Annotated in this window: 16 protein-coding genes; 3 read left to right on the top strand and 13 right to left on the bottom strand. The window is 57.5% G+C overall.

Translation table 11 applies throughout. The features are described from left to right. The first annotated feature begins 224 nt into the window (after positions 1 to 224). The 3 genes from ACRBB0_RS09080 to ACRBB0_RS09070 are packed head-to-tail and all read left to right on the top strand — an operon-like array spanning position 225 to position 1,793. A complete protein-coding gene (locus ACRBB0_RS09080) occupies positions 225 to 1,286 on the top strand; it encodes a DUF2793 domain-containing protein (RefSeq protein ID WP_431374111.1) in 1,062 nt (353 codons plus the stop codon). 10 nt (positions 1,287 to 1,296) lie between these two features. After that, positions 1,297 to 1,605, top strand: coding sequence for a hypothetical protein (locus ACRBB0_RS09075; RefSeq protein WP_431374110.1), 309 nt, complete (start codon positions 1,297 to 1,299; stop codon positions 1,603 to 1,605). Between the two features lie 2 nt (positions 1,606 to 1,607). Continuing rightward, the gene (locus ACRBB0_RS09070) at positions 1,608 to 1,793 is read left to right on the top strand and encodes a hypothetical protein (protein ID WP_431374109.1); all 186 of its coding nucleotides are present in this window, start codon (positions 1,608 to 1,610) and stop codon (positions 1,791 to 1,793) included. Between the two features lie 180 nt (positions 1,794 to 1,973). Here ACRBB0_RS09070 and ACRBB0_RS09065 read toward each other — a convergent pair whose 3' ends face one another. The 13 genes from ACRBB0_RS09065 to ACRBB0_RS09005 form a co-directional block, all read right to left on the bottom strand. Next, positions 1,974 to 3,413: a mannose-1-phosphate guanylyltransferase/mannose-6-phosphate isomerase gene (locus ACRBB0_RS09065; RefSeq protein WP_431374108.1), complete on the bottom strand. Its 1,440-nt coding sequence runs from the start codon at positions 3,411 to 3,413 to the stop codon at positions 1,974 to 1,976. 164 nt (positions 3,414 to 3,577) lie between these two features. Next, a complete protein-coding gene (gene fcl, locus ACRBB0_RS09060; RefSeq protein WP_431374107.1) occupies positions 3,578 to 4,552 on the bottom strand; it encodes a GDP-L-fucose synthase in 975 nt (324 codons plus the stop codon). A 33-nt stretch (positions 4,553 to 4,585) separates the two neighbouring features. Beyond that, positions 4,586 to 5,320: a sulfotransferase domain-containing protein gene (locus tag ACRBB0_RS09055; RefSeq protein ID WP_431374106.1), complete on the bottom strand. Its 735-nt coding sequence runs from the start codon at positions 5,318 to 5,320 to the stop codon at positions 4,586 to 4,588. A 3-nt stretch (positions 5,321 to 5,323) separates the two neighbouring features. Further along, positions 5,324 to 6,052 (bottom strand): sulfotransferase family 2 domain-containing protein, encoded by a 729-nt coding sequence (locus ACRBB0_RS09050; protein ID WP_431374105.1) that lies wholly within the window; start codon positions 6,050 to 6,052, stop codon positions 5,324 to 5,326. Between the two features lie 13 nt (positions 6,053 to 6,065). Further along, positions 6,066 to 7,187, bottom strand: coding sequence for a GDP-mannose 4,6-dehydratase (gene gmd / locus ACRBB0_RS09045; RefSeq protein ID WP_431374104.1), 1,122 nt, complete (start codon positions 7,185 to 7,187; stop codon positions 6,066 to 6,068). Between the two features lie 47 nt (positions 7,188 to 7,234). Next, positions 7,235 to 10,462, bottom strand: coding sequence for a glycosyltransferase (locus ACRBB0_RS09040; protein ID WP_431374103.1), 3,228 nt, complete (start codon positions 10,460 to 10,462; stop codon positions 7,235 to 7,237). A gap of 10 nt (positions 10,463 to 10,472) precedes the next feature. Then, a complete protein-coding gene (locus tag ACRBB0_RS09035; RefSeq protein WP_431374102.1) occupies positions 10,473 to 11,159 on the bottom strand; it encodes a sulfotransferase family 2 domain-containing protein in 687 nt (228 codons plus the stop codon). Between the two features lie 28 nt (positions 11,160 to 11,187). After that, a complete protein-coding gene (locus tag ACRBB0_RS09030; RefSeq protein WP_431374101.1) occupies positions 11,188 to 12,147 on the bottom strand; it encodes an NAD-dependent epimerase/dehydratase family protein in 960 nt (319 codons plus the stop codon). A gap of 152 nt (positions 12,148 to 12,299) precedes the next feature. After that, entirely contained in the window at positions 12,300 to 13,064 is a 765-nt protein-coding gene (locus ACRBB0_RS09025) for a phosphoadenylyl-sulfate reductase (protein ID WP_431374100.1), read from the bottom strand. A gap of 418 nt (positions 13,065 to 13,482) precedes the next feature. After that, entirely contained in the window at positions 13,483 to 14,640 is a 1,158-nt protein-coding gene (locus ACRBB0_RS09020) for an NAD-dependent epimerase/dehydratase family protein (RefSeq protein ID WP_431374099.1), read from the bottom strand. Between the two features lie 103 nt (positions 14,641 to 14,743). Further along, positions 14,744 to 15,955 carry a hypothetical protein gene (locus ACRBB0_RS09015; protein ID WP_431374098.1) on the bottom strand — a complete coding sequence of 404 codons (1,212 nt, stop codon included), beginning with the start codon at positions 15,953 to 15,955 and terminating at the stop codon, positions 14,744 to 14,746. Between the two features lie 66 nt (positions 15,956 to 16,021). Continuing rightward, the gene (locus ACRBB0_RS09010) at positions 16,022 to 16,957 is read right to left on the bottom strand and encodes a sulfotransferase (RefSeq protein WP_431374097.1); all 936 of its coding nucleotides are present in this window, start codon (positions 16,955 to 16,957) and stop codon (positions 16,022 to 16,024) included. After that, positions 16,954 to 17,489: hypothetical protein (locus ACRBB0_RS09005; RefSeq protein ID WP_431374096.1), on the bottom strand; the 536-nt coding region annotated here is incomplete at its 5' end. The genes ACRBB0_RS09010 and ACRBB0_RS09005, both read right to left, overlap by 4 nt.

Genomic DNA, 17,489 nt, shown 5'->3' with positions numbered 1-17,489 from the left:
AGATCCTGTTCCAGCCATTCATCCAACGCGCAGCATCTATCACTTTGGGCTCCAAGTGGTCATTTGCGGCAGTGTATAGAACCTCGTGAGGTTCGCGCGAAGTTTGGGCCACCGGGAATGGCCCCTAAAAGTTCGTCAACCAGAGCACCGTACGGTGCGTTGGGCAATTGGCAAGTATTGCAGTCAAAAGTGGCGGTCAATCATTCTGACCGGAGGCCCCGTCCATGCCCGATACCTCGGCTCGATTGTCGCTGCCCTATCTATTGCCAGCGCAAGCGCAGAAACACGTCACCCATAACGAGGCGCTGGCGCGTCTTGACCTGCTGGTTCAACTGGCCGTCGAAGGTTTTGGGGTCGACACTCCGCCCGCCGTACCCGGCGATGGCCTGGTCTGGGCCTTGGGCTTTGCCGCCAGCGATGCCTGGGCTGGCCAAGAGGCTGGCACATTGGCCACATGGACCGGCACGGCCTGGCTCTTTGTGACCCCCCAAGAAGGCTGGCTCGCGCTTGATAAAACCGATGGGGCCTTGTGGCGCTGGACCGGTACCGATTGGGCCCGCACCGCCGCGCCCGATTTGGACAATGTCAGCGGCGTTGGTGTGAACACCGCGCATGACAGCGTCAATCGCTTGGCTGTGTCGTCCGAGGCCAGCCTGCTGACCCATGATGGCGCGGGCCATCAACTCAAGATCAACAAAGCCACCAGCGGCGATACCGCCAGCCTGTTGTTTCAGACCGGTTGGTCTGGTCGGGCAGAAATGGGCACCGCAGGCGATGACAGCTTTGCCATCAAAACCAGCGCCGATGGCAGCGCCTGGACCACGGCAATTGCCTTTGACCCGGCGACGGGGCTTGCGGATGGGGCGGCGGTTCAGCAAAGCGCCACCGACACCACCCCGGGGCGCCTTGCCCGTGCCGATCATGTCTATGGTCCCGGCAATCTGCTCGGGACCGTGACGCAATCGGCTGGCACGCCAACCGGCGCGGTGATCGAAACCGGCAGCAATGCCAATGGGGGCTATACCCGCTTTGCCGATGGCACCCAGATGTGTTGGCAATCTGGCTTTGCCACGGCGTCGGGCGCGTCGGTCACCTGGACGTTCCCAGCGCTCTTTGCTTCGGGGGAGGTCGCTGTTGTCGCCACCTCGACCTTTAGCGGTGATTTGCGGGTGATTGCGGCGTCAAATGCCACGGCCAGCACGGTCGAGCTGCGCTCGTGGAATGGCGCCGGTGCCCAGAGCGTCGCACCAAGCGCGCATCTCGTGGCATATGGCCGTTGGTATTGAGGAGATGATGATGAAACTGCATTTCTCACCCATGCGCCGGGATGACCCGCTCGTGTTGGAACGTCAGGGCGATATCGTGATTATCAATGGCGAACCCTTTGATTTCACCGACCTGCCCGAGGGGCAGACCCTCCCCGCCCAGGCGGTGGCCAGCGATTGGATCACCGGTCCGATCTCGCGCCAAGATGGTGTGCTTGAGCTGTCCATCGGGTTGCCCCATGGCCCGAATGCCAGCGCCGAACAGCGCGCGGCGCAGTCTATTGAGGTGACGCAGGATGGGCTGGTCGCCCTGCCCGGTTGTCCCGATCAGGAGATTTGAACATGAGCAATATCGATTTCTCACGCGGGATCCCGGTTGGTCCAGATACGCAGGCCCGTCAGCAAGATGAGGCGCGGATCTGCCTGAAAGCCACGGATTGGTATGTTATCCGTCAGGTGGAAACCGGGATCCCGGTGCCTGAGGATATTGCCAAAGCCCGAGCCGAGGCGCGGGTGGTTTTGTCTTAAAACTGGGACGTGATGACACAACAGGCGGGCCATTGTGGTCCGCCTGTTGGTTTTTGGCCTGTGGTAAGGGGCCATAGCTGATTAATCGCGGTCGCGCCCGGTATCAACATCCGGGGCTCCACCCGTAAACCCCATGACGTGTCCCCCGGACAAATCACCGGCCTTGGGCCGGACGGGGTTTTACCCCTTGGCACCCTGACCGCGTGAATAGACATCTTCGTAGCGGATGATGTCATCTTCGCCCAAATAAGATCCGGTCTGTACTTCGATCAAAACCATCGGCACCTTGCCCGGGTTTTCCATCCGGTGCACCGCCCCTAGCGGGATATAGACCGATTGGTTTTCCGTCACCAATTTGATGTCTTCGTCAACCGTGACCTTGGCGGTGCCCTCTACCACAATCCAATGCTCAGAGCGGTGGTGGTGGCTTTGCAGGCTCAGCGCGGCACCGGGATGGACATGGATGCGTTTGACTTGGAAACGCCCGCCAACCACGAGGCTTTCGAACCAGCCCCAAGGCCGGTAATCGCGTGGCAATGTTTCGGCTTGAACAGCCCCCTTGGCCTTGAGCGCCGCAACGGCCTTTTTGACATCCTGCGCGCGATCTTTGTGGGCCACCAAAACCGCGTCGGGCATGGCCACGGCGATCACATCCTCAAGGCCGATACCGACCAATTCCTGATGATCAGCTTCGGCGCGCAGCAAAGTGTCTTTGCAATCAATCGACGTGGCGGGGCCATTGGTCACAACACCGTCCGCATCCGGCCCGGCTTCGCGCCAAACCGCATCCCAGCCGCCCAGATCAGACCAGCCCCCCGCAAAAGGCACAACGGTCAGATTGTCGGCCTTTTCCATCACGGCATAATCGATCGAAATATCATCAGCCTGGGCCCAAGGCGCGCCAGCCAGGCGGGTAAAGCCAAGATCACGCTCGGCCTCATCAACGGCGCGGCGCACAGCGGCCAGCATATCAGGGGCAAAGGCCTCGAACGCCGCCAAAATCGTTGTGGTCGAGAACAAGAAAATGCCCGCATTCCAAAGATGCTGTCCGCCCTCCAACATGGCCTGCGCCGTTGCACTGTCGGGCTTTTCAACAAAGGCCTTGAGTGGCTGCGGCACCGGGGCGAAATCGCCGGTCGCGGGGCCGGACATTTCGAGCCAACCATAGCCGGTTTCGGCCCGATCGGGGCGAATGCCAAATGTCACCAACTGGCCGTCTTGCGCGGCTTTTGTCGCGGCTTGCACGGTGTCGCGGAACTGCTCGGCATCGGGAATGACGTGATCAGACGGGGCCACCAGCATCAAAGCACCCGGTGTCTGTGCCTCAAGCATCAACGCGCCGGCCAAAATCGCAGGCGCAGTGTTGCGCCCTTCGGGTTCGATCAGCGTGGCCGCCGCGCCCAGTTCAACAGCGGCCAGTTGTTCGGTCACGATAAAGCGGAAATCCGATCCGGTCACAACAATCGGCGCAGCAAACCCATCACCAGCCAAGCGCTTGGCCGAGGCCTGAAACAGGCTGTCTTCACCGGTCAGTTGGGTGAATTGTTTGGGGTAGCTTTTGCGTGACAAGGGCCAAAGCCGGGTGCCAGAACCGCCGCACAGAAGAAGAGGGGTAATCACGTTATCTACTCCGTAATACTTAAATACCGGGTGCCGGAAGGCTCGGACATCCGCTGTTTTAAAACTGTTATAGGGTTATCCATAATGGCGTCTACTGGCCATTCTATTCAGGCCCGATGCAACCGGGTACTGGCTCGTATAGACGCCTATGGATGGACTTCCCTCTATTTGGCCCGAATGGTTGCGCTGTCTTGCTCCAAAAACCATTGATAGGTTTCTGCGACGCCCTCTTCGAGCCCAATTGAAGCCTGCCAGCCCATATCGGCCAGGCGGCTGACATCCATCAGCTTTTTCATCGTGCCATCGGGTTTGCTTGGGTCGGTGGTGATCTCGCCCTTAAATCCGGTCACACGCGCCACCAGCTGCGCCAGTTCCAGGATCGACACATCCGTGCCGCACCCGACGTTGATATGGCTCAGCATATCTTGGGTGTTGGCCCCATAGATTTCGGGATCAAGATCAGCGACGAACAAAGAGGCTTCGGCCATGTCATCCACATGCAAAAATTCGCGCCGTGGCGTGCCGCTGCCCCAAATCATCACCTCATCCAACCCCTCCTGAGCCGCCTCATGAAAGCGGCGGATCAGCGCCGGTAGCACATGAGAATTTTCAGGGTGAAAATTGTCACCGGGCCCATAAAGGTTGGTGGGCATGACAGAGCGGTAATCCGTGCCGTACTGGCGGTTATAGCTTTCACATAACTTGATCCCGGCGATCTTGGCCACCGCATAGGGCTCGTTTGTGGGTTCAAGCGTGCCCGTCAAAAGCGCGTCTTCGCGCATCGGCTGGTCTGCGAATTTGGGGTAGATGCAAGACGAGCCCAGCTGCAACAGGCGGTGCACGCCGGCGGCATAGGCCTGATGGATGACATTGCATTCGATCATCAGGTTTTCATAAATGAACTGCCCCGGATAGGTGTTGTTGGCCAGAATGCCGCCCACCTTGGCCGCGGCCAGGATCACCTGATCGGGCCTTTGCTCCTGCATAAATTCAGCCACAGCCACCTGATTGGTCAAATCCAGCTCAGAGGATGTCCGCGTGATCAGCTCAAGCGCTTCGCCGGCATCCTTGCGCGCTTGCAATCGGCGCAAAATAGCGCCCCCAACCATGCCGCGATGACCTGCAATATAGATTTTCATCGGTTCAAAAGCTCCAATTTGGCGGACAAAGTGTCATGTCGCATAGTCAAACTCTCTGAGAACGGGGCCCAGAATGTCATTGAGACGCACAATTGTTTCGGGTTTTAGTTTACGTTTGTGATCACCGGGTGTCACTTGGCGCTTGTGACGTGCTGCATCTTCGACAGCCACCGAAAAATCCGCTTTGTCTTGCACCTGATGCAACAAGGCTTCGCTCAAGGGCTGTTCCAGAAACTCAGAAATACGAGTGAGCCAGAGGTCTGTGTTGCAAACCATTGTCTCGTATTTCAACAGCAAACCATCAGGATGGGTTTCGACGATCTTGCGGATTTTATCCATGCGCATGAGATAGTCATCCGCTTCCTGAAGGACATAATTATCAAGACCAAGCGCCTGTGTCTGGGCGCGTCGCTCCACAAAACGGGCGCGTTTCTCAGGTGCGGCAGGAAGTGCGTGGCTCCCGCTGAGCGAAAAATAGGCAGACACGAGGCAATCACGCGGGTCGCGTATCTGGGCAATGATGCGCAACTTGGGCAGAATGTTCAGATCATGTGTCCCCGGATGGCGGGCAATGCCGTAATACACCCCATCTGTCTTGATAGACGATTGATATTGCAAAAAGAAATCCGGTGCCGCCAAAGGAGATTTCCACGCCTTGGTGGCAATCCGGTCGATCTCATAGCCTTTGGCGCGCATGAAATCGACCAAGATCAAATCCGCAATACTGCTTCCGGCCTTGTGCATTGAAACCGCAAGAACACTTTTCATCTGCTAAGCCCCACCCGCCGGTGAAACGTCAGCCCCGGTTTCGAGCTGAGACAGATCGGCCTGACCAAAGCGCGCCTTGGCATATTGGTACACATCATGATCCAGTGGGTTATTGTCGAAAAACACCGCCCGCAGATCTTCGATATCTTCGGTTTGACTGTCACGTGCAGCCGCATTTTCACGGGGCTGGGCCTGATCAGGGATGTCGCGCCCGAGGTGTTTTGCAAAGCGCCGAAGACTATTTTCCAGATCCTCGAGAAACCCAATATCGATGAAATATTCTTCGATCAGGGCGCGGTAATTCTGGGGGGTCACGTCTCGTGGGAAGTGCTGCAACATCTGCGATTTGGTCGTGGCCAGATGTTCCCGCAGGCTGATATCGGGCACACGGGATGGATCACGAAACACGGCCCCGGGGCGGCGTTGGTAATAGTATTGCGACACCACCCGCTCAACCGGATCGCGCAGGATCGTCAGGAATTGCGTGATGTCGGGAAAGCTGTGCTCAACCCCCAAACCATTTTTGCGTGAAAAATGCCCATAGACACACATCGGCGTCTCTGGGCTATGGGTCATGTCGGCGACCGGATGCATCTTGGCCAGCCGGTCATTAAAATAATGGGTCACCAAGCCCTGACCAAACCAGCCAGCAAACACATTCCTGACCGATCGACCACCGGTCTTGGGAACATGAATGTAGCACAAAGGCTGATTTGGATCGTAGCGGCGCATGGCTGATACGTGATCAGTTTTCGACCGACACCGGCAGATCCATGCCATGCTCTTTGAGCAGCGCGTGGCGTTTGGCGGTTTTGAGATCGTCGCGCACCATTTCGGCGCACATCTCTTGGGTGGTGATTTCCGGCACCCAGCCCAGACGCTCTTTGGCCTTGGCAGGATCCCCCAGCAGGGTTTCAACCTCGGCGGGGCGGAAATAGCGCGGGTCAATGCGCAACACCACATCCCCAACTTTAAGCGCCGGGGCATTGTCGCCGCTGATGCTGGCCACGGTAGCGATTTCATCAACACCGGTGCCGGTGAAGTCCAGCTCAACGCCCAATTCGCGCGCTGACCAGGTGATGAATTCACGTACCGAATACTGCACCCCGGTGGCGATGACGAAATCTTCGGCCTCGTCCTGTTGCAGCATCATCCACTGCATACGGACATAGTCTTTGGCGTGGCCCCAATCGCGCAGCGCATCAATATTGCCCATATACAGGCACTCTTCGAGCCCCTGGGCGATATTGGCCAGACCGCGGGTGATTTTGCGGGTCACGAATGTCTCGCCGCGGCGGGGCGATTCGTGGTTAAACAGGATGCCGTTACAGGCATACATGCCATAGGCTTCGCGGTAGTTCACCGTGATCCAATAGGCATACATTTTGGCAACCGCATAGGGGCTACGCGGGTGGAACGGTGTGGTTTCACGCTGGGGTGTTTCCTGCACCAAACCATAAAGTTCCGAGGTCGAGGCCTGATAAAACCGGGTCTTCTTTTCCAAGCCCAAAAACCGGATCGCCTCGAGCAGGCGCAGCGTGCCCATCGCATCCACATCGGCGGTATATTCTGGGGCTTCAAAGCTCACGGCGACGTGGGATTGCGCGCCAAGGTTATAAACCTCGTCGGGCTGCACTTCGGAAATGATCCGCGTCAGGTTTGAACTGTCGGTCAAGTCGCCGTAATGCAGCTTGAAATTGGCGTTGTCGGTGTGTGGATCTTCATAAATGTGATCCACGCGCTGGGTGTTAAAGGACGAGGCCCGGCGCTTGATGCCGTGCACCTCATAGCCCTTGGCCAGCAAGAATTCGGCCAGATAAGACCCATCCTGGCCCGTGACACCGGTAATCAATGCGCGTTTGGTCATGTCTATTTTACTTTCTGAAAAGCTTTTGGCTGTCTTTCATCACGGTCCTACTTGCCCAGCATTTTGCGGTAAAGGGCCAGATGTCGGGCAATCGCCGTATCGGGGTCATTATGGCGCCGGGCATGCAGATGTCCGCGCAATCCACGCGTCAGAGCCTCGGGTCCGTTGGTGTCTTGCAACGCCCAGGCCAAACCATCGGCAAAATCCGCAGCATCAGTGTAGCGCGCAATATACCCGGTGTTTTTGTGGGACACCATTTCGGGCACATTTCCGACGCCGTCAAAGGCCACAACCGGCGTGCCCGACAGCAGCGATTCCACCACCGTCAGCGGCGCATTATCTTCGCGCGATGGGAAGGCAAAGACATCGGCCGCCGCATAGATCAGCGACATCTTTTCCTCTTCCCAGACATGTCCCATGCTATGGGCCGGAATCCCCAGATCGAGACTGTTTGAGCCGAAAAACAGCCCCTCAACCCCGTCCATCAACCCTTTGTCGAGCAAGATCTTGACCGAGCGGGCCAGAATATCACCGCCTTTGCGGCGGTTGTTCAGGCTTTCGGCCCCAAAGACCACCAATTTGCGATCCAAAGGCAGTCCGAGCTTTTGGCGCGCCACATAGCGGTTGGTCGGCGTGAACCGCGTCACCGGCAGGGCATTGGGGATCATATGAACCTGGCGATCGCCAAACAATGAGCTGTCCTGCGCACAATCCGCCAGCCATTGCGACGGACAGATAATATGCAGGTTCTCGATCTTGTCATAGGCGGCGCGTTTGGCCTTCCATGTCTGATGCGCAATATCAGACCCGCTTTCAAGCAGCGGACAGTTGCGGCAATCATTGCGATATTCAGAACAGCCCTCGGAATAATGGCACCCGCCGGTAAAGGCGTTCATATCGGCCAGCGTCCAGGCCACCGGCTTATCAGCCAGCGTTTCGGTATGGGCATAATCAAAGATCCCGGCCACCCAATGCATATGCACGATATCGGCATCATCAAACACCGGGGCCAGATCGTTAAAATCAACCACACTTCCCGGCTTGGAGAACATTTCCCGCGCCTTGAGCTTGGGATGTTCCTTGCGGGTCAGCACCGCCGCATCACGCCAGGCCTCGCGCTTGTCAGCTTCAGCCAGATCAGCGGGCAAATCCTTGCGCAGGTCAAGCTGATGCACATGCGGCTTTTCGCTGGCTTTGAACAGGCTATAGATCTGGGCATCTGCGCCATTGCGGCGCAATGCTTCGACCCGACGTTGGCTGCCAATGCCGGCTCCGCCATGATCTTGGGTGGAAAAGGTTGCGATTTTCAGCGCCGTTTCCTTGCCCTTTTTGATCACCGGCTCAATCGGAGACGGAATGCGGGCCACGGCTTGTTCAAAGCGCTGACGCAGCTTGTCATCAGGAGGCGGGAAGCTGCCCGGATAGCCGGTATCGCGAAACACATGGCCCAGCTTGGCGTAAAACTCACGGTTTTCCACCGGGGTCATTGTCTTGTCCAACCCGTCAAAGAAGGCGTTGCTCCAGAAGGCATAGAGCAGACGATCACCGGCGCGTTTGCGCCCCGCATCACGCAGCATGTACCACGCGCGGCGACGCCATTCGAGCCCGTCAAAATACTTGCGCGCGGTAAAGCGGTTCATCGCGCTTTTGGGGTTGGCCTCGTAGTGGTAAATCACCTTGGGCAACAGGGTGATCTTTTTGGCCCGCGCGACGGCATTGACCAGAAAAATACTGTCCTGACCCATCTTGAGATCGGTGGGATAGGGCACGCGGCGGGCAAAGTTGGCCTCATAAAGATAGGACCAATGCCCTTCGGTGGTGTGTAACAGGCGCGGCGTCTTGTTGAGCGCGGTATTCACGATCACGCTTTTGCGCACCCCACAGGGATACTTGATCGACGCGTTTTCGGCCTGTTGCTGATGAAGTCCCTGCCCGGCCTTATAGGCCCCTTTGACCATCTCACTGCCGTGTTTGACAGCGGTGTTGAACAGCAGTCTCAGCGCATCCTTGGGCAGGGTGTCATCGGGATCGAGGTGAAAGATATAGCGCCCGTTGGCGGCGGCGATACCGGCGTTGCGGCTGGCTCCAAGGCCAATATTGCGCGGATTGCGCAGGAGTTTCACCCGGCTGTCACGCGCCATATACTCATCGACAACCTGTTGGCTGTCATCAATGGCACAATCATTGACGCAGATGATCTCAAACTCGGTCAAGCTCTGGGCCAGCACACTGTCGAGGCTGGCGCGGATGGTGTCGACCGCCTCATAAAAGGGCAGGATGATCGAAACCTTGGGCCAGGCAACCGGATCCTTGGCCCCAATCGTGTTCACCGCATCCGAGGCCCAGCGTTTGCCGCCATTGGCGCGGCGATCATCCAACAGGGCGCGCACCGATTTCACAAATTTTGGCTGATCCAGATGGGTCTTGGCGATCTTGGCCAAAGTCGGCGCATCGGCGGTTTTGGCGTCATTCATCGCCGAGATTTCGGCGTCACTCAGAAACGGAAACTCCTTTTTGAGGAGCATGTCTTTTTCGGTATTGAGCAGCTTGATATTGGTGCTCGAAATCCCGGTGGTGCGGAAATTCAACAGCGCACGCGGCACTTCGTAGAAAGTGGCCCCGGCCTCAAACAGCCGGGCGGTGTAATCGCGATCGGCAATGATGCGATAATCGGTGTCATAGGGGCCCAGCTCTTCGTAGAGCCGTGCGGGCACCAGCATGGTTTCATGGCGCAGCGGCATCCGAAAATAGACGGAATCGTCAAAGGGCATGGGCCGCAGCACTTCGGATTTGCCATTTTCTTCATCGACATAGCGCGCCAAACCCGCAACGAAATCACAGCCCGAATAAGACCGTGCATCCACCAGCGCCTGAATGCCATCCGACACAAACCAATCATCGGAATTGAGGATCAGAATGTAATCGCCCTGCGATAGTTCGATCGCCTTGTTCATGGCGTAATACAAGCCCTTGTCAGGCTCTGAGACATAGTAATCGATCAGGTCTTCATTGGCGCGCAAAATGTCCAGCGTGCCATCGCTGGAATTGCCGTCAACCACCACATATTCGATATTGTCATAGGTCTGATCGCGCACCGACCGGATGGTTTGGGCAATGGTTGCTTCCGAATTATAACACACCGTCAAAATCGTGACCAAAGGCGCACCAGGTCTGCTGGTGCGGGTCTCGCCTTGGAGACGGCGACCACCCTCTGCCTGACGTTTGCCAGTCGTGTCGGGATAGCGGCTGTAGCGGCCTGCAAAATTGCGGGTCATTGGCATGGGCTCATTCTGCATTGGACAGGCGGGGAACGCGGTGAGGGTATTCAAATCGATCAAAATCTTCTTTGTAGACGGACAAAATTATCTTTTCGGCTTCTGGCGACATGCGCCGCCAATCATCTTTACCCGCGCTGAAATTCTTGCGTGGAGCGCTTACGCTATTGGCTTTGGTGCCATAAAACCGCTCGGCCAGGCGCCCCAGGGCTGTGTCGATCTTCTCAAGCTTGAAGCGGCGCACCGGAACCGGGGCGTCACGCACCCAATCGCTTTGCAGACGTGCGGCAAACAGCTGGTGCTCCTGAACATATTCGGTCTTTAGGAAGTCCTCAAAAGACATGTCCTTGATGCGCTTATAGCGGGCGCTGTCGGGGCGCAAACGGGCATCCGCACGTTTGGTGAATGTGAAAATAGAATAGGCCCGCGCAAAGGGGTTCCGACAAAAGGTAAAGACAAAATAGTCTTTGAAATTATCGGGTTGTACCGCCTTGGCGATTTCCTGTGCGGTGGAATGCTTGTTCAGGCCATATTTCTTTTCAACCGCATTCAGATAGGCCCCCCATCCATCCGATGGGCTGAGGTTGAGGGTCATGTCCTGAGGCAACAGCCGCTCCTCCAGAAAGCTACTGACCGAAGTACCACCACATTTTGGTATATGGACATAAATGAACTTGCGCGAATTCGAGATGATCATAAGGAGCCCCTTTTGTCAGCGCCGCAAATTATGCCGGAACCGACGAGGATGCATAATAATCATAGGTCGCCCGAATCCCATCGGCAAAGGTAGTAATATTACCCCCTAGCAAGACCTGAACATCCGCCGGCTTGGCGATCACGTCACGCGGTTCGGTGGCGATCAGATCCTCGGCCGGGATTTGGTTGTAGTTCAGGGATTTGCCGGTGGCGGCCTCAATGGCATGCACCACATCCCAAAGCGAGGTCGACACCCCCGCGCCCAGCATGTTCACCTTGGCGACCGGCTCGCCCAGACGGGCGCGATTGGCCTGTGTGGTGATGCCAAAGCCAACGTCGCGCGAAAAGATGAAATCGCGGCTTTGCTTGCCATCGCCATTGATGGTGACCGTGTCGCCCGAGATCGCGGCGCGGGTAAAGGCATGGATGGCGCTTTTCTTTTTCACCGAATGCACGCCAAAGACATTGGTCATGCGCACCACCGAAAATGTGGCCTCGCACAGTTCGACCAGTTTCTCCAGCACCATTTCTTCGGCCGCCTTGGACGCACCATAGAAGTTTTTCGGGCAATAGGGCGCGTCAATCGACACCTCAAAGGTGCCATCAAAGAGCGCACCTGCTGTTGAGATCAGGATGAAGTGATCGCCGGGGCGCACCGCCTCCATCACAAATTTAGAGGGTTCCGAAATATTGGCGGCAATGAAATCCAGCGGGCGATCTTTGGATTCGGCCACGCGGGTTTCGCCAGCCAGGAACACAAAGGTGCGCGCGCTGTCATCGCGGGCTTCAAGAAAGGCGAGGGTCTCAGGGGCTTGATACGGGCCAACATGCAGCGCCACATCCAACCCTTCATATCCGGGGCAGGCATTGGACAGATCGTCAATCACCACCGGCGTGAAATCGGCAAATTCCGGCGTCTCGCGGACAACGTCCAGAATGTTACGGCCTACAAAACCCAGACCACCAACAAGGATCAATGCGTGGCTCATAATCGTCTTCCTTCTGTCACGTCTCAAAGCGGAAATATTTGGCATTTACCTGCCATAAACCTTTTGACCGGGTTTACGCAGGTCCCCCTGTGAGGGCAACCGCCCATAAACGGCAAAGATGTGCCAGTTTCCGCCGATCTCTGAATATTAGTTTAGCTTTTCTTGCGCACCATCTTGCCGTTTTCAAAATGGATGCCGCATTCGGTTTTATCACTGTCGGCCCAGCGGCCTGCGCGGGCGTCTTCGCCCGGTTTCACCGCCCGTGTACAGGGGGCACAGCCCACCGACAAATACCCCTGCGCCTTGAGCGGATGATCGGGCAAATCATGGGCACTGTAGTAATCGGCGACGTCATCGGCGCTCCAATCCATCAAGGGATTGACCTTGATCCAACGGTCCTGAACTTCAAACAGGTCCATATCGGTACGGGTGGCCGCCTGACCGCGTTTGCGCCCGGTGATCCAGGCCCCCAACCCCCGCAAGGCCGCCAGCATCGGAAGTGTTTTGCGCACATGGCAGCACAGGTCGGGGTTGCGGGCATGCAGATCGTCATTGGGATCATCCGCACGCACCCCATCGGGGTGCGGCATCACCGTCTGGATATTGCACAGCCCGATTTTACGCACCAGCGTATCGCGATATGCCAGCGTTTCTGGAAAATGCTTCCACGTGTCGAGAAAAATCACCGGCACATAGGGGTCAATCTGGGCCACCATATGCAGCATCACAGCGGCTTCGGTGCCAAAAGAGCTGACCAGCCCGATGCGCCCGGAAAAATCCGTTCGGATCACGCTGCGCAGCACATCTTGGGCGCTTTGGCCTGCATACCGCGCGCTTAAACCTACGGCGCGGTCCTTCAGTTCAAGCCGCGCGTTGGTTTCAAACGTCGGACCGGGAAAAGCGGATGTATCGCGCATTTTCTCTCCTCAGAGATGTTCTGCGGTGGTTATAAACAGCGCTCTGGGGGCACGCTAGCCCTACAGGTGGAAACCTGCCTAAAATGACAGGGCTTTTGCCGCTTTTTTAGACATATTTCGCGCGCCTTGCCAAACCTCGTGCTGAGTCACTTGACGTATGGGTAACTTGGGGCACCTTGGGGGCAGCCCGGCGCAACCTGCTGCCATTTTTGGACGCCTGATGTTGCAACATCACCCATGCGCCCCCGCTCTCACAATGACATGCTCTTGCGGCCCCCTCAGACCCCAAAGGCATCCCCGACACAGCCTGTCAAATATGCAAAAAGCCCCGCCGGTTTGGCAGGACTTTGAGAGTGTTTTCCATACGGGGCTCAGTCTGTCCCTCGGACGGACCGCCGGGCCAAGCCCGAACCGCCAGTTACTTCCAGAGTGACACGCAAGGGATTTTGGAGGTGTCACAGCGATCGGCGTATTTCGACGCGATCTCTTTGACTTCTTCCATCAAGCCACCCTCAAGCTTTTTCGGCTCAAGACCCAGACCCAGGAACCGGTCATTGGCAACGTGCAGCTCGTTTTCGGCGGCTTCGTTGCGTGGGTTGTCCATATAGGCGATTTCCGCGCCCATGGCATCATGGATCATCTGGGCCAGATCACGCACCCGGTGGGTTTCGGTCATCTGGTTGAGGATGTTCACACGCTCGCCCGCCTGTGGTGGGTTGTTCAGCGCCAGTTCAATACAGCGGCAGGTATCCTGAATGTGGATAAACGCACGTGTCTGACCACCGGTGCCATGCACGGTCATCGGATAGTTCACCGCCGCCTGCATGATGAAACGGTTCAGAACCGTGCCGTAATCGCCATCATAATCGAAACGGTTGATCAGACGCTCGTCCAGCTTGGTTTCATCGGTCTGGGTGCCCCAAACGATGCCCTGATGCAGGTCGGTGATCTTGGTGCCGTCGTTCTTGTTGTAGAAGTGGAAGAACAGCTGATCCTGCGACTTGGTCATGTGATAGATCGAGCCAGGGTTGGTTGGATACAGGATTTCCTGCTCGGTTTCACCGATTGGCGTGTCAACTTTGACCTTGAGATAGCCCTCAGGGATCTTCATGCCCGCGGTGCCATAGCCGTAAACGCCCATGGTGCCGAGGTGGATCAGGTGGATATCCAGACCGGATTCAACAATCGCCGCCAGCACATCGTTGGTGGCGCTGAGGTTGTTGTTGACGGTGTAACGCTTGTGATAGCTCGATTTCATCGAATATGGCGCAGCGCGCTGCTCGGCAAAGTGAATAACCGCATCGGGCTTTTCTTCTTGCAGCAGGGTCAGCAGGCGATGGTAATTTTCGCCAACGGTGAAGTTCACAAATTTGATCTCTTTGCCGGTCAGCTCTTTCCAAACCCGAATACGCTCACCGATGGGGCGGATGGGTGTCAGGCTGTCAACTTCCAGCTCCAGATCGATGGCACGGCGGCTCAGGTTATCTACGATGGTGACATCATGTCCCCGGTTCGAAAGATACAGTGCATTCGGCCAGCCGCAAAAGCCGTCCCCACCGAGAATAATAACCTTCATGTCCAAGATCCCGTTTTTTTCAAGTGTACAGTTGTCGGTTGAGTAATAAAGCCACTGCCGAAAGGAAAGAGCCAATTATGACAGGTGCTCTCAAAGACCCTCTTTAGGCGGGATCGCGGCGAATTCGCCGCACTACTTTGCGGAGGGGCTCGGTAATCCGCCAGGATGTGGATTGATACATCTCATCCAGATTCCCTGACAGTTCCGCCACCTGCTCGCGATACCGCGTATCCAAGGTGCGCTTGTCCGCCAAAGCCCCCTCGCGGCGCTTGTCCGCCAGCTTGAGCGCTTTCTCCAAGGAACTCACCTGTTTCAAAAGCACATCTGTCAGGTTTTGCTCCTCGGATTTCTGATTCGACGCGGCCTGACCTTGCGCGGCCTGCGCGGCGCTTTGTTGGCGCAGCACATCGCGCTCAGCGGCCACCTTGGCCAAGGAATCCGCCTCCTGGCGCAGCTGTCTCATCTCGTCTTCGAGATCCGCGATCTGCTGCATCAGCACCGCGTGCCCCTGCTCGGCGGTTTTTTGCGCAGTCTGCGCCGCGGCGCTCTGGGATTGCACCAAAATCAGCTCTTGTTGGCTCTGGGCCAGAGCGGCGCGATGCGCCTCCTCCAGCGCGACTCTCTTGGAGAGCTCTGCCGTGGTCTGCGCCTCAAGCGCGGTGGCCTGCGCCTCAAGCGCGGTGACCTGCTGGACAAGCACCTCGGCCTTTTGGGTCGCTTGCTCGGCATTTTGCGCATCGGCGCTGCGGGTCTCTTCAAGACTTTGATGATCCGCCAAAACCGCTTCGATCAAGCCAAAGGCCTCGGGCAGTTCCCCATAAAAGCCAAGGCTGGCGGCCTGCAACGTATCGACCAATTCGCGCTTTTGACTGTTTTGCCCCAAAGCCAGCGCCGCAAGGTCTGTAAATCCGGTCTCGCCCGTCTCGACCACCGTCGGCAGGGAAGCACCTTCAAGAACCTCGGCCAAAACCGCCTGTGCATCTTGGCGGGTCTGATCGGTCTGCGGGCCTTCCATCAAAAAGAGACGGCTGCGGTTTTGGCGTTGATAGCCGAGAACCTGCGTGCAGATCACCGCCCAATCCTCAAGCGCAGCCTGCGCGGACAGTCCATCCGCCAAACACTCCGCCACAGCCCGCGCGGGCGGAGTATAAAGCACAAGCCCCCCTGCCCCGTTTTTGGCCTGGCGCAAAAGGTCCGGCAAATCTGTAAGCTCGGCGCAGGGTTCCAGATCTGCGGTTGCGCTGCTGCGGTAATAGGCCTGAAACCAACGCTGATCAGAATTTTGCGGCATGGTTGTCTGTTTTTTACTCTGCATTGCTGCCTCTATTTGCGAACCCGGTCGCCCGTCTTGTCTCTATTGTCTGCCCTCGGAGCGGCAGCGTCAAACCCCGTCATACCCAAGCCTGTCACAAAGCGCTGCAAACTGCGCGCTCTCGCGGGCTTCTTGCATAAGCGGCTCGGGAACAGGGCGACGTGGACGCGGGGCAATATGGCTGCCACTGCGCCCGCTGTCACCGCTCAGGGATACGATCGGCAAAAGTGTCTCGGCCCCCGGCTGATAGGCCAGCTCAAGCACATCGCAGATCTGTTCAAGCTCGGCTTCGGGATCGGCGACAAAATCCTCGTAGCGATGGATCGCCAGCCCGGCATGAGCCTCCAAAAACAGCATATAGCGCTTGGCATATTCATCCAGCGTGTCGGGGCTAAAATGCACCCAGGCGTTTTGGCTCAAGGATAGGAACGCATCCAACGGATGGCGCACGGTCACAACCGAGCGCACTGGGGCGACCTCGGTCATCATGTCGCGCAATGTCGGGCGGGCCATCGGATCAGATCTTGTGCAAAACTGCGAATGGGCGTGATCGCGCAGGCACAGATGCTGGCCCGTCTCGGCCAAAGCCACCTGCATTTCCCGCAAGCCAGCCACAAAGATCCGGCAGGCAACCTCGTCGCTGATCCCGCGCGGCGAGGCCCGCCCCGCAAAGATCAGGTCCCAGGGGCGAAATGGCGGCACCACGCCCGGTCTGGGCAGGCCGATTTGGCTAAGCGGGTCCATTTCGCTCAGCATGGTCACATTGGGCATTACCGACAGGCATTTTGCGATCAGCGTCCCGCCGCAGCAGGCCATGTGATGCAGGCTGCGCAAGGGGGCTTGGGCAGGCAAAGCATCGGTCAGCGCCGCACATTGATCCAGCAGGCTGGGCAAAGGTTCGGCCAGATCGCGCGCCGTTAATGCCCCGCCATCATACTCTTCGAGCAGCTCCAGCGCCTCGCCGAGATTGGCCAACAGGTCTTGCGTCGAGGAAGAGCCCTTCACCGCGCTTTCCCCGATGCCTTCTTGCCTTGGCGCGGCCTGCTCTCCTTAAGCGTGTGTTCCTTTGGTGCCTTGGATTTGGCCTTACGGCTTTTTGAGCCGCCTTTTGAGGAGCTTACCTTCTTGGCTTTCTTCTCAGAAACGTTCCGTGCGGGGGCCTGCATCTCAGAACCATCTTGATCGATCTGGCTTGCGCCCCGGTCCATATCTTCGAAATAGGCCTCGCGGGAAGGCTCTTCTGCATGGGATAACGCCTGAAGCTGCGCCGCGGCTTGCTGCAGGCGCGGTGTCAGCTTTTGCAACAAAGCGGCTTGCTCTTGCCGGGCTTGCTCGGACTGGCCAAAGCGGGTTTGCAGATCGCGCAGATCCGCCTGTGCCATGGTCTGGACACGCAACGCCACCGCAAGGTCGCTGCGGGCCGCCGCCGCCGCTTTTTCCGCCTCTTTACCGGCATGGGTTGCCGCTGCCACCGCATCACTTTGGGTTTTGAGCTCTGCGCGTGACTGCGCCAGCTGGCCTTCCAGCTCAGTGACCC

It is taken from the genome of Pelagimonas sp. (genome assembly GCF_050633425.1).
Classification (GTDB): Bacteria; Pseudomonadota; Alphaproteobacteria; order Rhodobacterales; family Rhodobacteraceae; genus Pelagimonas.
The sequence above is the reverse complement of the archived record's forward strand: the minus strand, read 5'-3'. Positions and strand labels throughout refer to the sequence as shown.

Excerpts from the sequence above, each read along its gene's own strand:
- ACRBB0_RS09050 (WP_431374105.1), bottom strand. The coding sequence starts at position 6,052 with ATGCGCCGCTACGATCCAAATCAGCCTTTGTGCTACATTCATGTTCCC.
- fcl (WP_431374107.1), bottom strand. The coding sequence starts at position 4,552 with ATGAAAATCTATATTGCAGGTCATCGCGGCATGGTTGGGGGCGCTATT.
- ACRBB0_RS09020 (WP_431374099.1), bottom strand. The coding sequence starts at position 14,640 with ATGAAGGTTATTATTCTCGGTGGGGACGGCTTTTGCGGCTGGCCGAAT.
- ACRBB0_RS09070 (WP_431374109.1), top strand. The coding sequence starts at position 1,608 with ATGAGCAATATCGATTTCTCACGCGGGATCCCGGTTGGTCCAGATACG.
- ACRBB0_RS09035 (WP_431374102.1), bottom strand. The coding sequence starts at position 11,159 with ATGATCATCTCGAATTCGCGCAAGTTCATTTATGTCCATATACCAAAA.
- gmd (WP_431374104.1), bottom strand. The coding sequence starts at position 7,187 with ATGACCAAACGCGCATTGATTACCGGTGTCACGGGCCAGGATGGGTCT.
- ACRBB0_RS09075 (WP_431374110.1), top strand. The coding sequence starts at position 1,297 with ATGAAACTGCATTTCTCACCCATGCGCCGGGATGACCCGCTCGTGTTG.
- ACRBB0_RS09030 (WP_431374101.1), bottom strand. The coding sequence starts at position 12,147 with ATGAGCCACGCATTGATCCTTGTTGGTGGTCTGGGTTTTGTAGGCCGT.
- ACRBB0_RS09025 (WP_431374100.1), bottom strand. The coding sequence starts at position 13,064 with ATGCGCGATACATCCGCTTTTCCCGGTCCGACGTTTGAAACCAACGCG.
- ACRBB0_RS09055 (WP_431374106.1), bottom strand. The coding sequence starts at position 5,320 with ATGAAAAGTGTTCTTGCGGTTTCAATGCACAAGGCCGGAAGCAGTATT.
- ACRBB0_RS09040 (WP_431374103.1), bottom strand. The coding sequence starts at position 10,462 with ATGACCCGCAATTTTGCAGGCCGCTACAGCCGCTATCCCGACACGACT.
- ACRBB0_RS09080 (WP_431374111.1), top strand. The coding sequence starts at position 225 with ATGCCCGATACCTCGGCTCGATTGTCGCTGCCCTATCTATTGCCAGCG.
- ACRBB0_RS09015 (WP_431374098.1), bottom strand. The coding sequence starts at position 15,955 with ATGCAGAGTAAAAAACAGACAACCATGCCGCAAAATTCTGATCAGCGT.